Raw genomic sequence first — 18330 nt, 5'->3', positions numbered from 1 at the left:
CTTGGGTGTGACGCTTGCGAGCTAGAACACGACGACTGAACGAATCGATTTACCCTCGTGCATCAGGTCGAAGCCCTTGTTGATGTCTTCGAGCTTGAGCGTGTGGGTGATCATCGGGTCGATCTGGATCTTTCCGTTCATGTACCAGTCGACGATCTTCGGCACGTCGGTGCGGCCGCGCGCGCCGCCGAAGGCGGTGCCGCGCCAGTTGCGGCCGGTGACGAGCTGGAACGGACGGGTGGCGATCTCCTTGCCGGATTCGGCGACGCCGATGACGACCGAGGTGCCCCAGCCGCGATGGCAGGCTTCCAGCGCCTGGCGCATCACGGTGGTGTTGCCGGTGCAGTCGAAGGTGTAGTCGGCACCGCCGTCGGTCAGGGTCACCAGATGCGGGACGATGTCGCCGGTGATCTTCTTGGGGTTGACGAAATCGGTCATGCCGAACCGGCGGCCCCATTCCTCCTTGGTGTCGTTGATGTCGACGCCGATGATCTTGTCGGCGCCGGCCATCTTGGCGCCCTGGATCACGTTCAACCCGATGCCGCCGAGGCCGAACACGACGACGTTCGAGCCCGGCTCGACCTTCGCGGTGTTGACGACGGCACCGACGCCGGTGGTGACGCCGCAGCCGATGTAGCAGCTCTTGTCGAAGGGGGCGTCCTCGCGGATCCTCGCCACCGCGATCTCGGGCAGCACCGTGAAGTTGGAGAAGGTCGAGCAGCCCATATAGTGGTAGATCGGCTTGCCCTTGTAGGAGAAGCGGCTGGTGCCGTCGGGCATCACGCCCTTGCCCTGCGTCGCGCGGATCGCGGTGCAGAGATTGGTCTTCTGGCTCAGGCAGCTTTTGCACTGCCGGCATTCCGGCGTGTAGAGCGGAATGACGTGATCGCCCGGTTTGACCGAGGTCACGCCTGCACCGATCTCGCGGATGATGCCGGCGCCCTCATGGCCGAGGATCGACGGGAAGATTCCTTCGCTGTCGAAACCGTCGAGCGTGTAGGCGTCGGTATGGCAGATACCCGTCGCCTTGATCTCGACCAGGACTTCGCCGGCCTTCGGTCCTTCCAGATCGACTTCGACGATCTCGAGCGGCTTCTTGGCTTCAAAAGCAACGGCGGCACGTGTCTTCATCGGTAACTCCTCAAATTCTCGCAGGGCGCCAAGACCTGAGTCTCAGCCGGGTCCCAAACGTTCACTTCTTGCCCATGCACGAGTCTTCATTCTTGGTATAGGCGTCGTTCTTGTCCTCATGCTTGCCGGGACGGGCGCGGCCCCAGGCCTCGTTGGAACGGGCGCGCAGATAGACATAGAGATCGTCCATGTAGCAGGCGACGTTCGGGTTATCTCCGAAGGCCGGCATCACGTTCTCTGCGGCGGTGGAGATGTTCTTGCGGCCCGAGGCGACGACGCCGAGGAAATCGGCATAGCTCATCGTCTTGAGCGAATCCTTCAGTGCGGGTGCATAGGTCGAGCCCATGCCATCCGGGCCATGACACACATGGCAGTCCGAGTGATAGCGGCGGTATCCGGAATAGGTGTACCAGTCGACGGTCTCGCCGTTGACCTTGTAGGTCGGGTTACCTTCCTTATCGAGCCATTCGCCAGTTTCGTTCTGCTTGACGGCGGTCGGGTCGCCCGAGCCGTCCGCGACAGCAATTCCTCCGGACGCAACGAAGATCATCGCAGCAATGACAGAGCAGATTTTACGCAAGAGGTGTTCCTCGAAGGCGTTCGGTGGAGACGAGCCGGCGCGTGGAGTTGATCCACGCGCCGGAGCGATACGGAGCTGAGGCTAGTTCGCGGGCAGCGAGAACACGGTCAGCGTACCGCCGAGCGCCGTGTAGTTGCTGAGCGCGGCGTAGCCACCGACTGCGCCGAGACCTGCGGTCGGATCGGTCAGGCCAGCTGCCAGACCGATGCCGGCCCAGCCGCCCACGCCCGAGAGCACTGCGACATACTGCTTGCCGCCGTTCTCATAGGTGGTGACGTTGCCGATGATGCCGGAGGGAGTCTTGAACTTGTAGAGCTCCTTGCCGGTCTTGGCGTCGACTGCCTTCAGGTAGCCTTCGAGCGTGCCGTAGAACACCACGCCGCCGGCGGTCGCGAGCGCACCCGACCAGACCGAGAACTGCTCCTTGTTCGACCAGACGATCTTGCCGGTCTTGCCGTCCCAGGCGATGAAGTTACCCATATGGGTATCGCCCTGCGGCGGATACATCGAGAGCGTCGCACCCACATAGGGCTGGCCCGCGGTGTAGCTCACCTTGAACGGTTCGTAGTCCATGCAGACGTGGTTGGTCGGAACGTAGAACAGCTGCGTGTCCGGCGAGTAGGCTGCCGGCTGCTCGTCCTTGGTGCCGAGCGCGGCCGGGCAGATGCCCTTCACGTTGTGATCTTCGCCGGCCTTGTCGGTCGAAGCTGCGTCGAGCACCTTCGGACGGCCATAGGTGGCGGAGTTCTTGTCCATGTCGACGCCGGAGGTCCAGTTCACCTTCGGATCGTACTTTTCGGCGACCAGGAGCTCGCCTGTGCCGCGATCGAGCGTATAGCCGAGGCCGTTACGATCGAAATGTGTCAGCAGCTTGCGGGCCTGACCGTTGATCGACTGGTCCGAGAGGATCATCTCGTTGACGCCGTCATAGTCCCATTCGTCATGGGGCGTCATCTGGTAGACCCACTTGGCGACGCCGGTATCCGGGTTACGCGCCCAGATGGTCATCGACCATTTGTTGTCGCCCGGACGCTGCTTCGGATTCCAGGTCGACGGGTTGCCCGATCCGTAATAGATCAGGTTCATCTCTGGATCGTAGGAGATCCAGCCCCAGGTCGCGCCGCCGCCGATCTTCCACTGATCGCCTTGCCAGGTCTTCAAGCTGGAGTCCTTGCCGATCGGCTTGCCGAGCGCAGTGGTCTTGTCGTCGACCAGGATCTGGTCATCCGGGCCTTCCGAGAAGCCGCGCCAGGCCAGCTTGCCGGTCTTGATGTCGTAGGCGCTCATGTGAGCCTGAACGCCGAACTCGCCGCCGGAGATGCCGATCAGCACCTTGTCCTTGACGACCATCGGTGCCGAGGTGCCGGTCTCGCCCTTGCTCGGATCGCCGTTCTTGGCGGTCCATGCAACCTGACCGGTCTTGGCGTCGAGTGCGACGAGGGTCGTGTCGGCCTGATGCAGGAAGATCTTGCCGTCACCGAAAGCGAGGCCGCGGTTAACGGTATCGCAGCACATCACCGGGATGACGTTCGGATCCTGCTTCGGCTCGTACTTCCAGACGATCTTGTTCTCGTTGGAAAGGTCAATGGCGTAGACCTTGTTCGGGAACGGCGTATGGACGTACATCATGTTGCCGACGATCAGCGGGCCGCCTTCGTGGCCGCGCAGCACGCCGGTCGAGAAGGTCCAGGCAACCTGGAGCTTGCCGACATTTTGTGCATTGATCTGGTTGAGCTTGGAGTAGCGGGTATTGGCATAGTCGCCGGTCGGCATCACCCAGTCTTTCGGGTTCTGCGACATCTTGAGCACTTCGTCATTGGCTGACGCGCTCCCGACGGCGAGAGCCGCCGCGGAGCCAAGAAAGGTCGCCAGTAGCACCTTGCGCATAGTCATTCCTCCGTTGGTCTCGTTTTATTGTTTCCGAAGCATTGCTCAATCACCGGGCTTCTCGTCCGGCGTCTGCTCGTGCAGGGCGGTCACGTTGGGGACCAGAAACGATGCTGTGCTGTTTCCTCCTCCGATGAGAGCTACGGGTCCACGTGCAGGAGCGGCCCGTTCTTTTTGTTCCTGCCGCAATCCCTAACGACTTCGCCAACGGGAAACTTGCCCAAGAGTGAACCCGCTTTGCTCGACAGCGCACGGAGGCAAAGTTTTTGATTTTGCGGTAGCGAATTCAGCGGCTTCCGTGCGGCCTGGCGCCGCGCGCAGCGATCAGGTTCCCCTTGACGGCGCTGCAACTAAGGCGGAGGATTAACTTTCAAGGGTGGCAAAGGAACGATGGCGCTCGTTCAAAAGACCGCCCAAATTTGAGGTAAACGTCACGCAATCATGGCTGAGGGCTCCAGCAGGCGCTGGCCGCGATTCGCGTAGAATCTCCGGGTATCACCAGTGGCTGGATTAATGTCCGACACAATTCACACGCTCTCGACGACCGGACTGACGCCGAAGCGCCAGATCCAAAGCTGGATCGACGGGCTGACGAGTCTGTGCGGACACTTCGATGTCGATCCGCTCGAAGCATCCTCGCTCGAGGGGCGCATCGACTACACCACCGTTTCGCGCCTGAAGCTCTGTCAGATCGAGGTCAGCCAGCATCGCATCGCGCACACGCTGGCGCGCGCCAAGGCCAATGAACACCCGTACATCAAGATTCACTTCCAGACCTACGGCGTGTCCTATTTCGAGCAGGAAGGCCGCCACATCGAGCTGAACCCCGGCGACATCATCGCCTATGACGTCTCATGCCCGCATCTGATCGTCAGTCCCGCCTTCACGCGCCACGATGTGGTGATCGTGCCGAAGGCGCTGCTGCGCGATCGCGGCTTCCCGTCGCAGCGCATGCCGGCCTGCAAGCTGTCGGCGAAGACGGGGACCGGGCGGATCGCCCATGATTTCGTCCATGCCACGTTCGACGAGGCGGCGAAGCTGTCGGCCAACAGCGCGGTCGGTGTTGCTGATTCGCTGATCGACCTGCTGCTGCTGCCGCTGCGCGAAGCCGACACGATGTTCGATCGGGTCGGGCCCGAGGCGATGTATGTGCGTGCCCAATTCTTCATCCGCGAGCACTTGCGCGATCCCGATCTGTGCATCGACCAGATCTCCGCCGAGCTCGGCTGCTCCAAGCGCTATCTGCACATGCTGTTCTCCGAGCGCGGCACGACGGTGAGCGACTACATCTGGCAGGCCCGCTTGCAGAACTGCCGCCAGGAGCTCGAGGCGCACGGCGGCAAGACCATCACCGATGTCGCATTCTCCTGGGGCTTCTCCAGCTCGTCGCATTTCAGCCGCGTGTTCCGGAAATATTTCGGCGTGGTGCCGTCCTCGATCCACAAGGGGCAGCAGAGCGCTGTTGCCGTGGACGAGAATTAAGCGGGCGTCACGCTGCGGCTCGTCGCGGGTTGCGTTGGCCGGACCCGCGATCCCCTCACGTCGATGTGGCAACGTAGGGAATGCTGGCCACGAGAGCGGCCACCAGCACCGCGTTGCAGAGCATTCCGCTCCAATGCAAACGACGTAGCTGGCGCACCGCGTCCGCATTGCCCGCATCTCTGGCGCTGAGCTGATCGTCCATCTGGCGCATGAACCACGGGCGTCCCCAGATCGCGAGGGCCGCGATCAGGCCGATGCCCGCTGCGAACAGCGGTCGTCCCGCGAAGATGAAAGCCACCGTCCCGATGATGCCGGCCACGCTAATCATCCTGAACTGGATGTTGAACATCCCGCGCAGCAGCTGCGTCACCGGCGGGATGTCGAGCTTGACCAGCAGGAAAGCGGGCGAGGCCAGCAGGAAATAGCCCATCGGGAAAAGCAGGATGACCAGGGCGGCCACGGCGACGGCATCGGGTCTCATGCGAGCGGCCTTTCTCGTCCCTGACGGCAAGAGGCGTCCGGTTGTACCGTCCGATCATAGCTCGCAAATGCGTTCCCGACACTAGGCTTTGGTCGGATGCGAAGGGGGCGAACCACCTTTCCGCATCACGCGCTGCCAGACGATGTCGGTCAGGGCAACCGCGATGAGGCCAAACGCGCCACCGATGATCACATTGGCGACGCGCTCCTCCGCAATGCCGCTGGCGCCGCCGGCAAAGGATGCGGCGAGCGCGATGAAGAAGCAGCGCAGGCCGAAGCCGACGATATAGCGGGAGAACGAGATCAGCGTCAGTGTGGCTGCGAGAACCGCAAGCGCATAGCCGACGCGGTTCTGCGGCAGTGCGAGACCGGCGAGGAAGCCCGAGGGCACACCGACGAAGGCGCCGATGGCGCGTTGCTTCAGCTTATCGGTGGAGGCCGAGAGATCGCCGACCACGACGCTCGCGGCCGACCACATCACCCATTGTCCCTGCGCAAGGTCGAGGATCTCGACCAGCGCCGCCGCGGCGAACACCGCCATGGCGGTGGCCGCTGCGGGCAGCATCCACTCGGCCGCAGGCGGCCCGAACGAGGTCGCGGCATTATCGCGCCGCCGCTGATCGTAAATCTGGATGACGCAGACCAGCGCCAGTGCCACCGGCGAGGAGACGATGATGATGCCGGCATGCCGCAGCGCCTCCGAGGCGCTCACGCCTTCGCGCACTTCGCAGGCGAGGTAGACGGCCGGAATGAACACCCAATTGCCGAGCGTACGAAAATGCTCGCCGTAACGTGTCACCGCCACCGCGAGGAAGCCGGCAAGCGCGGTCAGAACCACGAACAGCGGTTTGATCGGGGCGGCGAGGAAGAGCGCCGCAAACATCGCGAGTATCACCAGATAATGCCATGCGACCACTTTGGGCGGAAAGTGCTGCCGCAGGGCCGGAATCAGCAGCGACACCGCGATCAGTCCCAAATTCAGGAGCGCCGTCTCGCGCGAGATGAACCAAGCGGCCACGAACGGGCCGACGACGATCAGTGCGCGCAACAGCTCGCTGCTCTTGATCTCGCGGGCGAGGAGATCGCGGAGGCCAGAGGAGGGCGGGGTGGTCGGGGCGTTCAAGGGGCACCGTCGTGAAATGAGACTTCAGAGATAGCACAGAAGCGGCCTCGTGATTTCAGCACGTTCAACGATGATCTCGCCACACCCTCGCTGTCATCGCCCGGCTTGCCGCCTTCGCTGAAGCTTCGGCGCGCCGAGCGCCTTTGTGGGCCTCGGCGTATCCTTGGCGGAGCCGGGACCGGGCGATCCAGTATTCCGAAACGTGAGTGATTGATCCGATGGGCCGCGGCGTACTGGACGCCCCGGTCAAGCCGGGGCATGACAGTGGTGATGGGGCGGCACGTGAGGCCGCATCACCGCTGAATGATCTTCGTCCAGACGTCTCCGAGGATCGCCGGCTCGCGCGGAGGCAGATAGGTCAGGCCGGCTTGCTTGCCGAATTCGGCGATCTTGCCCTCGGCCGCGAGATCCGTGAGCGCCTTGTTGACGGCCTCGATCAAAGCGGGATCACTGCCGAGCCCGACATAGCCGCGATTGGCCCCGATCGGATAATAATAGCCGGAGGCTGATATCGCGGTGTCCGGATGCGCGGCGCGGTGGGCGTCGTAGCGGGCGAGATCGATCAGGGTCGCATCATAATCGCCGCGATCGAGCGCGCCGAGAAGGTCGTCGCGGGCGGGCACGAGATGGGTGATGTTGTCGATCAGCCGTCCCTTGTCGAAGGTCATCAGGATGGCGTCGCCGAGCGATCCGCTTTCGATGGCGAGGCGCAGGCCTGCGAGGTCGCCGATATCGTTGATCTTGCGGTCGCGCGCCTTCGGCCCGAGCACCACCGTCATCGGCGAATAGACGTAAGGCCGGGTCGGAGCGAGTTCGCCGAGCGAGACGCGGCGGCGCCGGTCATCGCGCGTGGCGCCTGCGAAATCCGGTAGGCGCGCCGTCGGCACGCCGGGCTTGACGAGGGAATCCGTTGTCAGCGCGTAGCCGCCGACCAGCGAGCAACGGCCGTCGGACAGCAGCGCATTGGTTTCGAGCTGCGGGCTCGAATCTTCATCCAGCTTGCTCTCGAACCACTGGATCCTGAGCGGGCGCCCCATCCGGTCCGCGATCGCCTGCGCCAGCAGCACGTCGAAGCCCGAGTCCGGCTTGCCGCGGTGATGCGCCGAAAGCGGCGGCCGGTCCTCGTCAAGGCAGACATTGAGGGGATCTGCCGCCCACGCCACCGTTGCCAAAGCCGTTGTCGAAGCCGCAAGCGTCGCGACGAGACCGAGTGCTGCCAGCCGACCTCTCATGGCTTCCTCCGGCTCGAGATGAAGGCCCAGAGATCGCCGATCTCGTCGTCGTTGAGGATGTCGCCCCAGGGCGGCATCTTGTTGTTCTTGCCGTTCTTCACGGTGGTGACGAAGCGCGTCTTGTCGTCGGGAAAGGCGCGCAGGTCCGGCGTGATGGTGCCGGAATTCATCATGTTGGGGCCGTGGCAGTGCGAGCATTTTTCGGCATAGGTCGACTTGCCGTGGTCGATCTGCGCCTGCAGCGGATTGCCGTTCGAATCATCCGCGGCACGAACGGTCGCCGCAAGCGCGACCGTCAGCACCGCGACGGTGGCGAGGATCGCCACCGTCTTGTGAGCCATGTCTCTCAACGTGTCTTGCCGTTACTGCTTCACCGCAAATACCCAGAGCGAGCCGCCGGGCGGCACCTTGGCCAGCCGCTCGTCGCCGGAGAACAGCGAGTAGACGCCGCCATAGCCGCTGGTGACGGCGATGTACTGCACGCCGTCCTGCTGCCAGGTCACCGGTTGTCCCTCGATGCCGGAGCCGGTCTGGAACTGCCAGAGCTTCTTGCCGCTGTCGGCGTCGAAGGCTTCGAACTCGCCGGTCAGCGCACCCGTGAACACGACGCCGCCCGCGGTCGACAGCACGCCGGAGAAGCGCGGGATGTCGCTTGCCGCCTCCCACTTCGCCTTGCCGGTCATCGGATCGATCGCCTTCAGATGGCCGCGCGCGCCGTCACCCCATTCCCAGGGATCGGTCAGGTCCATGCCGAGATACCATTCACCCTGCTTGAAGGTGGCCGGCTCCGACTTGTACTTGCCGCCGAAGGCGAGCGTGTTGGCGTAGGCGAGGCCGGTCTGCGGGTTGAACGACATCGGCTCCCAGTTCTTGCCGCCGAGGATCGACGGATAGACCGTGACCTTCTTGCCCTCGCGCGCATCCTTGACGACGTCGGTCTCGATCGGACGGCCGGTCTTCAGATCGACGCCGGTCGCCCAATTCACCTTCACGTAAGGATTGGCCGCGAGCACTTTTCCGTTGGTGCGATCGAGCACGTAGAAGAAGCCGTTGCGGTTGGCATCCATCAGCACCTTGGTCGGCTTGCCCTCGACGTTCATGTCGGCGAGGACCATCTCGGCCACCGAGTCATAGTCGAACGGATTGTTCGGCGAGAACTGGTAGTGCCACTTGATCTTGCCGGTCTTGGGATCCATCGCCAGCACGGAGCAGGTGTAGAGATTGTCGCCGGGCCGCACGGCCGCGTTGAACGGGCCGGGATTGCCGATGCCCCAATAGACCGTGTTCAGCTCGGGATCATAGGAGCCCGTGATCCAGGTCGAGCCGCCGCCGAGCTTCCAGGTGTCGCCCTTCCAGGTGTCGCCGCCGGGCTCGTCCGGTGAGGGGATCGAATTGGTGCGCCAGAGATGCTTGCCGGTGGCCGGATCCCAGCCGTCGATGAAGCCGCGGGTGCCGAATTCGGCGCCGGAGATACCGGTGATGACGACACCGTCCGCGACCAGCGGCGCCACCGTCATCGAATAGCCTTCCTTGATGTCGGCCGCCTTCTGCCGCCACAGCTCCTTGCCGTCCTTGGCGTCGATCGCGATCACGTTGGCGTCGAGCGTGGTGCGGAACAGCTTGCCGTCGAACAGGGCGGCACCGCGATTGATGATGCCGCAGCAGACGATGCGCGGCGTTTCCGCCGGATATTCGATCTTGGATTTCCAGATCTGCTTGCCGGTCTTGGCGTCGACCGCCATGGTCGCGTTGTGGGAGGTCACGTAGATCACGCCCTGGTACACCAGCGGCTGCGATTCCTCGCTGCGATCGTCGTTGAAGGAATAATTCCAGACCGGGACGAGGTTCTTGACGGTGTCCTTGTTGATCTGGTTCAGCGTCGAGAAGCGCTGCAGATTGTAGCCCATCCCGTAGTTCAGAACGTTCGACGTATCGGTTGCGCCCTTGACCAACTGATCGGTCGTTTGTGCGCTCGCAACCGAGCATGCGGATATGACGAGGCTCGCGGCCATCGCAAAGCGTTTCATCCGTTCCTCCCAATATGCGCGCCTTTTGACGCTGCGATTGCAACACTCCGCCCGAAAGCAAAACCCGTCAATACGAAAGTCGAAAGCGCGGTGCCGATAGTTTGGACGCCAGATGCCAGGCTTGATGCGGTAATCTTCGAGAAATTTCACTCGTCTTGCGCGAATGCGCTGCATCAATTTCCACGACGCGAAGATTGACGCAGCGCGAGAATATCAGCGCGGCCCCGGTTTCGTCGCGGTGACCATGGCAATTCGGCTTGAACCGCGGCCGGCTTGCGGACTTATGTTGTCGCGAGCCTGCGCGAATCGGGGCTCATGATGAGGGAGGTCAAAATGATATCGCGTCGCTCAGTTGCGCTTGCGCTCACGTTCGCCGTGCTCTCCGGTCCGGCCTGGTCGGCATCCGGCGGCGCGGTCAAGATGTTCGACACCGACAATGACGGCACGCTCGATCTGGCCGAGGTGAAGAAGGCCGCCGCCGCGCTGTTCGCAAAGCTCGATCCCGATCATGACGGGACGCTCGACATGCGCGAATTGCGCGGACGGTTAACGGCGAAAGAACTCGCCGCCGCCGACCCCGATCACGATGGCACGCTGACGCTCGATGAATATCTCGCAGTGGTGGAGCAGCGCTTCAACGCGGCGAATCCCGACAAGGATGGAACGCTGGATGCGAAGGAGCTGAACTCGCGCGCCGGCCGCGCATTGCTGCGCTTGTTGCGTTGAGCACAGCCGCGCTTGACTGGGAGCGAAGGCGGTTTGCCCGAGAGTGAACTGTGCGCGTCCCGCGTGACAGTTCGCTGTGTTCGTGGTCCGATTCCAGGCTTGCGCCGTGACTGACGCAGCCCTAGGTTTTGCCCGGCGCGATGTCGCGCTCAATCCCTGGGGAGACCCCGAATGGCCTGGAAAGCTCCGAAGATCGTGGAAGTGCCGGTCGGCATGGAAATCAACATGTACGCCTGCGCTGCGCGCAAGTAAGACTGACGACCTGCCACGGCTTCGATGGCGTGGGCCATCGAAGCCGTGGTAGTGTTCGTGATGCGCATTGGAGCTCACACATTCCGGACGGCGATCGCGTGCACGCTCACGCTCACGCCAATGTGCGCCAGGGCCGAAGAGGGCTTCGATACCGAGCATATCTTCGGCTTCATGATCGGCAGTGATGTCGGCAATCCCGGCGAGCGCGAATTCCAGACCCAGACGACGGGACGCTTCGGCAAGGGCGGTGGCACCTATCGCACCCTCGGCCAGGAGGTCGAGATCGAAATCGTGCCGTTGCCCAATTTTCGCGTCGAGGTCGGCGGCACCGCGACGCTGCACGACATCACCGGCGTCCCCGATATCGACGACCGCCGTCAGTTCAATTTCCAGGGCCTCTCGCTCGACCTGCGTTATCGCCTGCTCGATCGCGAGAAGGCCCCATTCGGGATGACGATCGCTGCCGAGACCCATGGCGATCGCATCGATGAGGTCAGCGGCGCCAAGGGACGGATGTACGGCACCGACTTCACGCTCGCCTTCGATCGCGAGCTGATCCCGAATTTCGTCATCGGCGCGCTCAATTTGATCTACCAGCCCGAATGGGCGCGGTTCGAGGTGAGCGGGCTGTCCGAGAAGAGCTCCACCATCGGCGCCGCTGTCGCCGGCATGGTGCGCGTGCGGCCGAATTTCCTGCTCGGCGGCGAGATGCGCTACTTCCGCCAGTATGAAGGCATCGGTCTTGGCGAGTTCTCAGGGCAAGCCCTGTTCGTCGGACCGACCGCCTATTTCCAGCTCTCCGAGCAATCGCGGCTCACCTTGAGCTGGAGCATGCAGGCCTGGGGCCGGCCGGCCGGATCCGGGGCCAATCTCGATCTCGTCAATTTCGAACGGCACCAGGCGCGGGTGGTGTTCGGCATCAACTTCTAGCAAAGCGGGTTCCTCGACTGCTCCTCACGCCGGATTGAAACTTCCGGCTGCTCGGGACGTATCCCTTTGTGCTAGTCTGAAGTGCTCTCGCGCAAGGATCCCGGCATGAATCCGATCGACCTGGTGGTGACTGTGTGTGCGGTGCTCTCGCCTGCGACCTGCGAGGAGCAGCATCTGGTGTTCAACTTTGGCGGTTCGCCGGCGCAATGCTCGATGGCCGCACCGCCCTATATCGCGCAATGGGTCGGTGAGCATCCGAAGTGGCAGGCCGTGCGCTGGCGTTGCGAATATCCGCACCCGAACGACAAGGCGTGACGCGCTGCTCTAAGCTCCTCATGGTGAGGAGCGCGGAACGCGCGTCTCGAACCATGCAGGGCCCCGCTGCTGCAGCCGGGCCTTTCATCCTTCGAGATGCCGCTGCGCGGCTCCTCAGGATGAGGAGCAGGAGCTACTTCGTGCAGTCCTTCAAATCCTTATCCGCAATCGAGAACACCGCATCGGCCTTGATCTCGATGTCACGGACCACGCACTGCCGTGAATTGGGATAGCTGACCTTGGCGTCGTAGCGGCCGGGCTCGACGCCGGTGATCCGCAGCCGCTCGTCGTGGTCGACCTCCTTGTCCTTGTCGTTCAGGCACTGGTTCGGGCCCCAATCGGTCTTGCCGCTAGGTGCGAGCTGGAAGCCGGAGATCGTCTCGCTGGTCAAATTCCAGAGCCGGATGCCCTTGCCCTTGGTCTGCGCGGCGGCCTCACCGGCACACGCCAACACCGCGATCAAAACGAGACACCAACGCATCAGCCAGTCCTCCCAAAAGCGCGCCGCTATTCCCTGATCAGGCGCTCACGGTTCTTTGCCTTGTCGAAATTCTTGGCCCGGTCAAGGCCGATCGGCGCAATCAGCCTGGCGGAGGCGAGATCGGCGCCGTCGAAATCGGCGTCGATGATGGTCGTGCCGGTCAGGTCGGCGCCGCCGAGCTGAGCGTTCCTGAGCGACGCGCCGGTCAGGTCGGCCCCCTTGAGGGAAGCAAATTCGAGGTCGACCCGGGACAGGTCGGCGTTGCGAGCGTTCAACCGCGCCAGATTGGCAGATCGCAGCACGGCGCGCATCAGTCCCATCGACTGGTTGCGCATGTCGGCACCGAGATGCGCATCCGCAATCGACGCGCCGACCAGGCTCGCGCCGCTGAGATCGGCCGCAATGCGCGCACCGGTCAGATCGGCGCCGTCGAGGCGAGCGCGTGCCATCTGTGACGCGAACAGATTGGCCCCCTTCAGGCTCGCGCCCGTGAGATCCGCATCCAACAGCCACGCCTGATCGAGGACCGCGCCGTCAAGGCGGGCGCCGGCGAGTTTCGTCTTGTTGAGCCGTGCCGCGCGGAGGACGGCCTTGGTCAGGTCGAGACCACTGAGATCGAGCCCCGATAGCCGCTTGCCGGTCAAATCGGCGGGCGCGCCGACGCTCGCATTGGCCAGCACCGCCTCGACCTCCTGCCGGCTCATCTCGGCGGAGACCATTGCAGGCGACGTCAGATCGAGGTCCCGCATCATGTCCTGCGCGCGCGATGTTGGCGCGAGCAGAGCGAGGCCAAGCGCCGTCAGGGCGATCGTTCGCTTCATCAGAAGACTCCGCTGCGACCCAACCTAGCACGCGCCTCGCGCGATTGCCTATGAGACATCCCGCCCGGCGCGTTCGTCGCCTTGTTCCGCCTGGATGCGCAGCGCAAGCCCCGCCCTGATCGCCGCAATCTCGGCTTCGCCGCGCTCGGCGCGCGGGATGGCAATCGGCACCTCCTGCACGATGCGCGCCGGGCGCGGCGACAGGAAGAACAGGCGGTCGCCGAGACGGATGGCATCGTCGAGGCTGTGGGTGACGAGCAGCGTCATCACGGAGCGGCTCGCCACCAGTGTCGCGATCTCGTCGCGCAGGCGGCCGGCGAGCGCGTCGTCGAGCGAGGCGAGCGGCTCGTCGAGCACGAGCAGGTCGGGCTCGACCGCGAAGGCGCGCGCGAGCGCGACGCGGCGGGCGAGGCCCAGCGACAGTTCGCCCGGGAAGTGGCTGCGGTGCGCCTCCAGCTCCAGGATCTTGAACAGCTCCGACAGCTTGGCCTCGGCGACATCGGGTGCTGCCAATCGCACGTTCTGCTCGACCGATCGCCACGGCAGCAGCCGCGGCTCCTGGAACACCATGCCGATCCGCACCTCGGGCGGGCGCGCGACGTGGCCGTCGAAATCGCGGTCGAGCCCGAGGATGATGCGCAGCATCGTGCTCTTGCCGCAGCCTGAGGGGCCGATCAGCACGCCGACCTCGCCGGACTGCAGCGCGAATTTGACGGGTGCCAGCACCTCGTGCGTTCCGCCCGCGGCACTTTTGAAAGTCTTGCCTGTGATCTCGACCTCAAGCCGCACGGGGCCGCCACCGCGTTGCGCGGGCCTCGAACGGTTGCACCAGCGCCGTCTCGATCACGAGCACGACCGCGGCAAATGTCAGGGAATAGGCCAGCAGGCGCGGCGTGTCGAACAGCTGGAAGGCAACGCCGATCTCGAAGCCGACGCCGTTCGGCCGTCCCAGCAGCTCGGCGACGAGCACGATCTTCCACACCAGCGACAGGCCGGAGCGGGCGGAGGCCGCGATATAGGGCGCAAGCTGCGGCAGCACGACATGGCGGAACGCGCGCCAGCGCGGCATCGCGAAGACCATCGCCATCTCGTCCAGCGAACGGTCGAGCGCGCGGGTGCCCTCGCGCAAGGTGACGACCGCGGTCGGCAGCTTGTTGATGGCAATCGCCGCGATCGCGGCGGTCTCGGTGAGCCCGGCCCAGATATAGGCCAGCACGATCACCACCAGCGCCGGCAGGTTCAACAGCAGGATCAGCCAGGGATCGCCGAGCCGGTCGGCGAGCTTGACCCGGCCCATCAGATAGCCGATGGCGCTGCCGAGCGACATCGCCAGCACGAAGGCGAGCGCCACGCGCGCCAGCGTCGCACCGAGATGCAGGAACAGCGCGCCGCTCGACGCTTCCGCGACAATGACATTGAGCACGGCGGGCGGGGAGGGCAGCTTTGCGCCTCCGACGAACAGCGCGGCGGTCCACCAGATCGCGAGAAACAGGGCGAACGAGAGAAGGCGCAGCACCTCAGTCTCCGGGGACGGCGTGATAGAACGTGCCGGGATCGAGCTCGGCCGCCGGACCGACCAGCTCGCGGCCGCCGATTTCGGCCAGCACGCGATAGAGCACGCGCGCGTCCGCTTCCTCATCGCTGATGTTCCGGCGTGGAATGCCGTCACGATAGCGGTCGCGGTAGGTCTTGAGCATGGCCGGATCGCTCGCGCCGGTGAGCGGGGCGATCTTGTCCCAGGCCGTATCCGAGGTCACCAGCAACTGCTTGGCCTTGCGGGTCATGGCGATGAAACGCGCCACGGCGTCGCGGTGGTTCGCGGCCCAGCCCTCGTCGAAGACATAGCCGACGGCAGAGACCGCGCCCTTGGCGCCGAGCTTCGGCAAGATCTCTTCGATGCCGGCGAGTCGCCGAAAACCCTTGGCCTCGAGCTGGGCGCAGAAATTCCAGAAATTCAGGCTCGCATCCATCTCGCCGTCGAGCGCCTTGGCGGCGATCAAAGGCGGCGCGCCATAGGCGATCGTCGCATCCGACTTCAGGTCGATGCCGTCCTGCTTCATCCGTGCTTGCAGCAGCAGCCAGCTCTTGTCGAGGGGACCGCCGCCGACGGCGAGCTTGCGGCCCTTCAGATCGCCAAGCGTCTTGATCGGTGATGCCGCGGGCACCATCACAGCGCCGAGCGCACTGGAATAGGGATAGAAGGTGAGCTTGGCGCCGAGCGCGCGCTCGCGCGACACCCACAGCCAGTCCGACAGCATGATGTCGGCATTGCCGGCGCGCAGCGCGATCTTGCCGGCCTCGGGGCTCGCAAGCTCGGTGACTTCCAGCGCCAGATTGGCCTCCTTGTCGAGCCCGGCCTCGCGGATGGTGGCCAGTTCCCAGGAGAACGTTCCGGTCTTCTGCACCGCCAGGCGGATGGTGTCGGCGGCATCGGCCGCCGTACCCAGCGTCAGCGCCAACGTCGTTGCGAGCGCCAATATTCGTGCCAAAACTCTCATCACCTTGTGAGCCATTTCCTCGGATAGGGTGCTTTTCAGGACAATAGGCATAGCATAGCTTCCATCGCAACCAGCGGGAGGATGCTCATGAGTTTTGCGGGACAGGTACGACCGATTGTCGCCGCTATGGTCGTGCTCGCGGCGACCGTCTGCACGGTGCGGGCCGAGGAGGCCAATGATTATCCGACGTCGGCGCGCGCGGAATATGTCTATGGCTGCATGAAAGCCAATGGTGAGACGCGGCAGGCGATCGAGCAATGCTCCTGCTCGATCGACGTGGTCGCCTCGATTGTCAGCTACGAACGCTATGTCACCGCGGAGACCGCACTCAGCATGTCCCAGGTTCGCGGCAATCTCGGCACCCAGTTCCGGACATCAGAGCAGGCGAATTCGGCCGTGAATGATTTGCGGCGGGCCCAGGCCGAGGCCGAGGTGCGGTGTTTCTGATTTGTGTCGCTGTGTCTCACCCTCCAGGGGAGGGTGGTCCTCGCCTCACGTCCCCGGTTTTTCCACGTCCCACTCGTTGCGGAACACGTGCCCGTCCGTGTCCTTGGCTTCCGCGCGGAATCGCTTCGCGCCGTTGGACACGTAGGTGAAGCGCAGGTTGGGATCTTCCGAGATCGAGATGCCGCCTTCCATCGACAGCACGGGGCTGTCGTCCTGCGTCAGCTTCAGCTGGTTGATGAAGAAGGCGGGAATATAGAGCTGCGTGACCTGATCCATCTGCAGGCCGGAATTATTGGGATGGCCGATCATGATCTGGGCCTCGCGGATGCGGCTCGCGGGCGCCTCCTCGCGCGCGAATTGCCGGTAGCGCATCTGGCCGAGGCGGTTCTGGGCTTCCTCCGCGTTCTTCCCCGCCGGGGCCGAGCAACCGCCCGACGCCTTCACATAGGTCTTGGAGACGTAGAGCTGGCCGTCGCTAAGCTCCGCCACCGCATGAACGTCGGTGTAATTATTGACACGCACGCGCGTGGAGATCTCGGTGACATTGGCATCCGCGCCAAGCTCGAATTTCGCAGCCATCGGCGCCGGGTTGCGGTCGATCACCAGCGTGATCGATCGGATGCGGCGCGCATCGCCCGGTGACAGCTTGCTGCGCAGGGTCACCGGCACGATCGCCGCGTCCTCGGCGCGATAGGGCATTTCGATGGCGATGACAGCATTGCCGTCGTTCATCGGACGGTTGCTGAAGCTATCCTGCACCAGGCCAGGCCAGGGATCGTAGGCCTCCTCGGCGCTCGCGGGCAGCGCGAAGGCGATGCCGAGCAACGCGGCGATCAACGGCAGGCGGCGTGTGCATCCCATCATGGTCAGGTTCCTCGGAGTCAGCGAAGCTGATCTCCTGTGCGGACGACGCAATTATTGGACAAGGGTAGCGCGGCCGCTACTCCCATTCAATTTCAGAAAATGCTGCGGTTGCGTTGCGGGCATTGTAGTCGTCGAACAGTTCCCAATGCGACCGCTCGGCGGCCGCGGCCTTCTCGGCTGCGGTCCGAATCGGCTCGCCCTTCTTGTTCGAGGCACGGACGTCCGACAGCAGCGTCGAGAGATAACGCCGCTCATCCGAGAGCGCGGCAGGCCAGTCGCTCACAGGGCCGTGACCGGGAACGACGCGAACTGCCGGAACGGCCTCCAGCTCCTTCAGCAGGGCGAGCCAGCCGCGGATGCTGCCATCCATCACCGGGATGTGGCGGAGAAAGACCAGATCGCCTGCGAACAGGGTCCTGGTCGTCTCGTCGAACACCGTCAGGTCGTTGTCGCTGTGAGCGGTCGGCCAGGCGCGCAAGGTCAGCCGGCGCGATCCGAGATCGAGCGTCATGGTGTCCCGAACCAGCTCAGTGGGGGGCACGATCTTCACGGGATCGATCAGCTCATCGCCCATGATGCGCCGGAAATTATCGAGATAATACGGCCCGCGCGTGGCCAGTGCCTGGGGCAGCTTGCTGTGGCCGACGAAGCTGGTTCCCTCCGCCACGAAGGCCGCATTGCCGAAGACATGGTCGGGATGGCCGTGGGTGTTGATGACGTAGCGGATCGGCTTGCTGGTACGGGCCCGCACCGCGGCCAGCAGCGCTTCGCCTTCACGAAGGCTGCCGCCGGTATCGATCACGGCCACCGCAGCCTCGCCGACGATGAAGCCGACATTGGCGATGTCGCCCTCGTTCCCGCGGGTCATCAGGGCGATGGTCCCGGAGTGCACGAAGATTCCCGGTGCAACTTCGCTCACAGGCAATTCGGCCGCCCCGGCGCGTGCTAGCGTCGCAAGTCCCAGCAGGGACAGGGCTGCGATCTTTGATGTGAGATGCGACACGTTTCCGCCTCAGTTCAGGGTTTGCCGCATTGCACTGCAGCACAACAAGCC

The 18330-nt window shown here is 63.9% G+C and carries 21 protein-coding genes; 6 read left to right on the top strand and 15 right to left on the bottom strand.

The annotated features are described in order from the left end of the window. Nucleotides 1-21 precede the first annotated feature (21 nt). From NLM32_RS33410 to xoxF5, 3 genes are all read right to left on the bottom strand, one after another. Nucleotides 22-1131 (bottom strand): S-(hydroxymethyl)glutathione dehydrogenase/class III alcohol dehydrogenase, encoded by a 1110-nt coding sequence (locus NLM32_RS33410; protein ID WP_254132959.1) that lies wholly within the window; start codon nucleotides 1129-1131, stop codon nucleotides 22-24. 61 nt (nucleotides 1132-1192) lie between these two features. After that, nucleotides 1193-1681 carry a c-type cytochrome, methanol metabolism-related gene (locus NLM32_RS33405; RefSeq protein WP_254135484.1) on the bottom strand — a complete coding sequence of 163 codons (489 nt, stop codon included), beginning with the start codon at nucleotides 1679-1681 and terminating at the stop codon, nucleotides 1193-1195. A gap of 111 nt (nucleotides 1682-1792) precedes the next feature. Further along, complete coding sequence (gene xoxF5 / locus NLM32_RS33400) at nucleotides 1793-3598, bottom strand: lanthanide-dependent methanol dehydrogenase XoxF5 (protein ID WP_254132958.1); 1806 nt, start codon at nucleotides 3596-3598, stop codon at nucleotides 1793-1795. A 513-nt stretch (nucleotides 3599-4111) separates the two neighbouring features. Between xoxF5 and NLM32_RS33395 the strand changes: the two genes are divergently transcribed. Beyond that, nucleotides 4112-5080, top strand: a complete 969-nt coding sequence (locus NLM32_RS33395; RefSeq protein WP_254132957.1) for a helix-turn-helix domain-containing protein — start codon at nucleotides 4112-4114, stop codon at nucleotides 5078-5080. Nucleotides 5081-5135: 55 nt separating this feature from the next. Here the strand turns inward: NLM32_RS33395 and NLM32_RS33390 are convergent, their stop codons facing one another. From NLM32_RS33390 to NLM32_RS33370, 5 genes are all read right to left on the bottom strand, one after another. Continuing rightward, on the bottom strand, nucleotides 5136-5561 hold the full coding sequence (locus NLM32_RS33390) for a hypothetical protein (protein WP_254132956.1): 426 nt from the start codon (nucleotides 5559-5561) through the stop codon (nucleotides 5136-5138). A gap of 81 nt (nucleotides 5562-5642) precedes the next feature. Further along, complete coding sequence (locus tag NLM32_RS33385) at nucleotides 5643-6683, bottom strand: FUSC family protein (RefSeq protein WP_254132955.1); 1041 nt, start codon at nucleotides 6681-6683, stop codon at nucleotides 5643-5645. 293 nt (nucleotides 6684-6976) lie between these two features. Next, entirely contained in the window at nucleotides 6977-7915 is a 939-nt protein-coding gene (locus NLM32_RS33380) for an ABC transporter substrate-binding protein (protein ID WP_254132954.1), read from the bottom strand. Continuing rightward, the gene (locus NLM32_RS33375) at nucleotides 7912-8256 is read right to left on the bottom strand and encodes a cytochrome c (protein ID WP_254132953.1); all 345 of its coding nucleotides are present in this window, start codon (nucleotides 8254-8256) and stop codon (nucleotides 7912-7914) included. The genes NLM32_RS33380 and NLM32_RS33375 overlap by 4 nt, the downstream gene beginning before the upstream one ends. Nucleotides 8257-8277: 21 nt before the next feature. Further along, the gene (locus tag NLM32_RS33370; RefSeq protein WP_254132952.1) at nucleotides 8278-9942 is read right to left on the bottom strand and encodes a methanol/ethanol family PQQ-dependent dehydrogenase; all 1665 of its coding nucleotides are present in this window, start codon (nucleotides 9940-9942) and stop codon (nucleotides 8278-8280) included. A 333-nt stretch (nucleotides 9943-10275) separates the two neighbouring features. Here NLM32_RS33370 and NLM32_RS33365 point away from each other — a divergent pair, with 333 nt between their 5' ends. From NLM32_RS33365 to NLM32_RS33350, 4 genes are all read left to right on the top strand, one after another. After that, complete coding sequence (locus NLM32_RS33365) at nucleotides 10276-10668, top strand: calcium-binding protein (protein ID WP_254132951.1); 393 nt, start codon at nucleotides 10276-10278, stop codon at nucleotides 10666-10668. A 171-nt stretch (nucleotides 10669-10839) separates the two neighbouring features. Then, nucleotides 10840-10920, top strand: coding sequence for a pyrroloquinoline quinone precursor peptide PqqA (gene pqqA, locus NLM32_RS33360; RefSeq protein ID WP_012029362.1), 81 nt, complete (start codon nucleotides 10840-10842; stop codon nucleotides 10918-10920). Nucleotides 10921-10944: 24 nt separating this feature from the next. Beyond that, nucleotides 10945-11850: a hypothetical protein gene (locus tag NLM32_RS33355; RefSeq protein WP_254132950.1), complete on the top strand. Its 906-nt coding sequence runs from the start codon at nucleotides 10945-10947 to the stop codon at nucleotides 11848-11850. A 105-nt stretch (nucleotides 11851-11955) separates the two neighbouring features. Continuing rightward, on the top strand, nucleotides 11956-12165 hold the full coding sequence (locus NLM32_RS33350) for a hypothetical protein (protein WP_188104815.1): 210 nt from the start codon (nucleotides 11956-11958) through the stop codon (nucleotides 12163-12165). Between the two features lie 133 nt (nucleotides 12166-12298). Here the strand turns inward: NLM32_RS33350 and NLM32_RS33345 are convergent, their stop codons facing one another. The 5 genes from NLM32_RS33345 to NLM32_RS33325 are packed head-to-tail and all read right to left on the bottom strand — an operon-like array spanning nucleotide 12299 to nucleotide 15965. After that, nucleotides 12299-12646: a hypothetical protein gene (locus NLM32_RS33345; protein WP_254132949.1), complete on the bottom strand. Its 348-nt coding sequence runs from the start codon at nucleotides 12644-12646 to the stop codon at nucleotides 12299-12301. 26 nt (nucleotides 12647-12672) lie between these two features. After that, entirely contained in the window at nucleotides 12673-13467 is a 795-nt protein-coding gene (locus tag NLM32_RS33340) for a pentapeptide repeat-containing protein (RefSeq protein ID WP_254132948.1), read from the bottom strand. 48 nt (nucleotides 13468-13515) lie between these two features. Next, a complete protein-coding gene (locus NLM32_RS33335; RefSeq protein WP_254132947.1) occupies nucleotides 13516-14256 on the bottom strand; it encodes an ABC transporter ATP-binding protein in 741 nt (246 codons plus the stop codon). Then, entirely contained in the window at nucleotides 14246-14983 is a 738-nt protein-coding gene (locus NLM32_RS33330) for an ABC transporter permease (RefSeq protein ID WP_254132946.1), read from the bottom strand. Before NLM32_RS33330 ends, NLM32_RS33335 begins: the two co-directional genes overlap by 11 nt. Nucleotide 14984: 1 nt before the next feature. Further along, entirely contained in the window at nucleotides 14985-15965 is a 981-nt protein-coding gene (locus tag NLM32_RS33325) for an ABC transporter substrate-binding protein (RefSeq protein WP_254132945.1), read from the bottom strand. A gap of 87 nt (nucleotides 15966-16052) precedes the next feature. On the opposite strand from NLM32_RS33325, the gene NLM32_RS33320 reads away from it, so the two are divergent. Then, nucleotides 16053-16412: a hypothetical protein gene (locus tag NLM32_RS33320; protein WP_254132944.1), complete on the top strand. Its 360-nt coding sequence runs from the start codon at nucleotides 16053-16055 to the stop codon at nucleotides 16410-16412. 45 nt (nucleotides 16413-16457) lie between these two features. Here the strand turns inward: NLM32_RS33320 and NLM32_RS33315 are convergent, their stop codons facing one another. Together NLM32_RS33315 and NLM32_RS33310 are read right to left on the bottom strand one after the other, a co-directional pair. Then, nucleotides 16458-17276 (bottom strand): quinoprotein dehydrogenase-associated SoxYZ-like carrier, encoded by an 819-nt coding sequence (locus NLM32_RS33315; RefSeq protein WP_254132943.1) that lies wholly within the window; start codon nucleotides 17274-17276, stop codon nucleotides 16458-16460. A 76-nt stretch (nucleotides 17277-17352) separates the two neighbouring features. Beyond that, nucleotides 17353-18279 carry a quinoprotein relay system zinc metallohydrolase 2 gene (locus tag NLM32_RS33310; RefSeq protein ID WP_254132942.1) on the bottom strand — a complete coding sequence of 309 codons (927 nt, stop codon included), beginning with the start codon at nucleotides 18277-18279 and terminating at the stop codon, nucleotides 17353-17355. Nucleotides 18280-18330: the final 51 nt, after the last annotated feature.

The organism is Bradyrhizobium sp. CCGUVB14, from assembly GCF_024199935.1.
GTDB lineage: Bacteria > Pseudomonadota > Alphaproteobacteria > Rhizobiales > Xanthobacteraceae > Bradyrhizobium.
The sequence above is the reverse complement of the archived record's forward strand: the minus strand, read 5'-3'. Positions and strand labels throughout refer to the sequence as shown.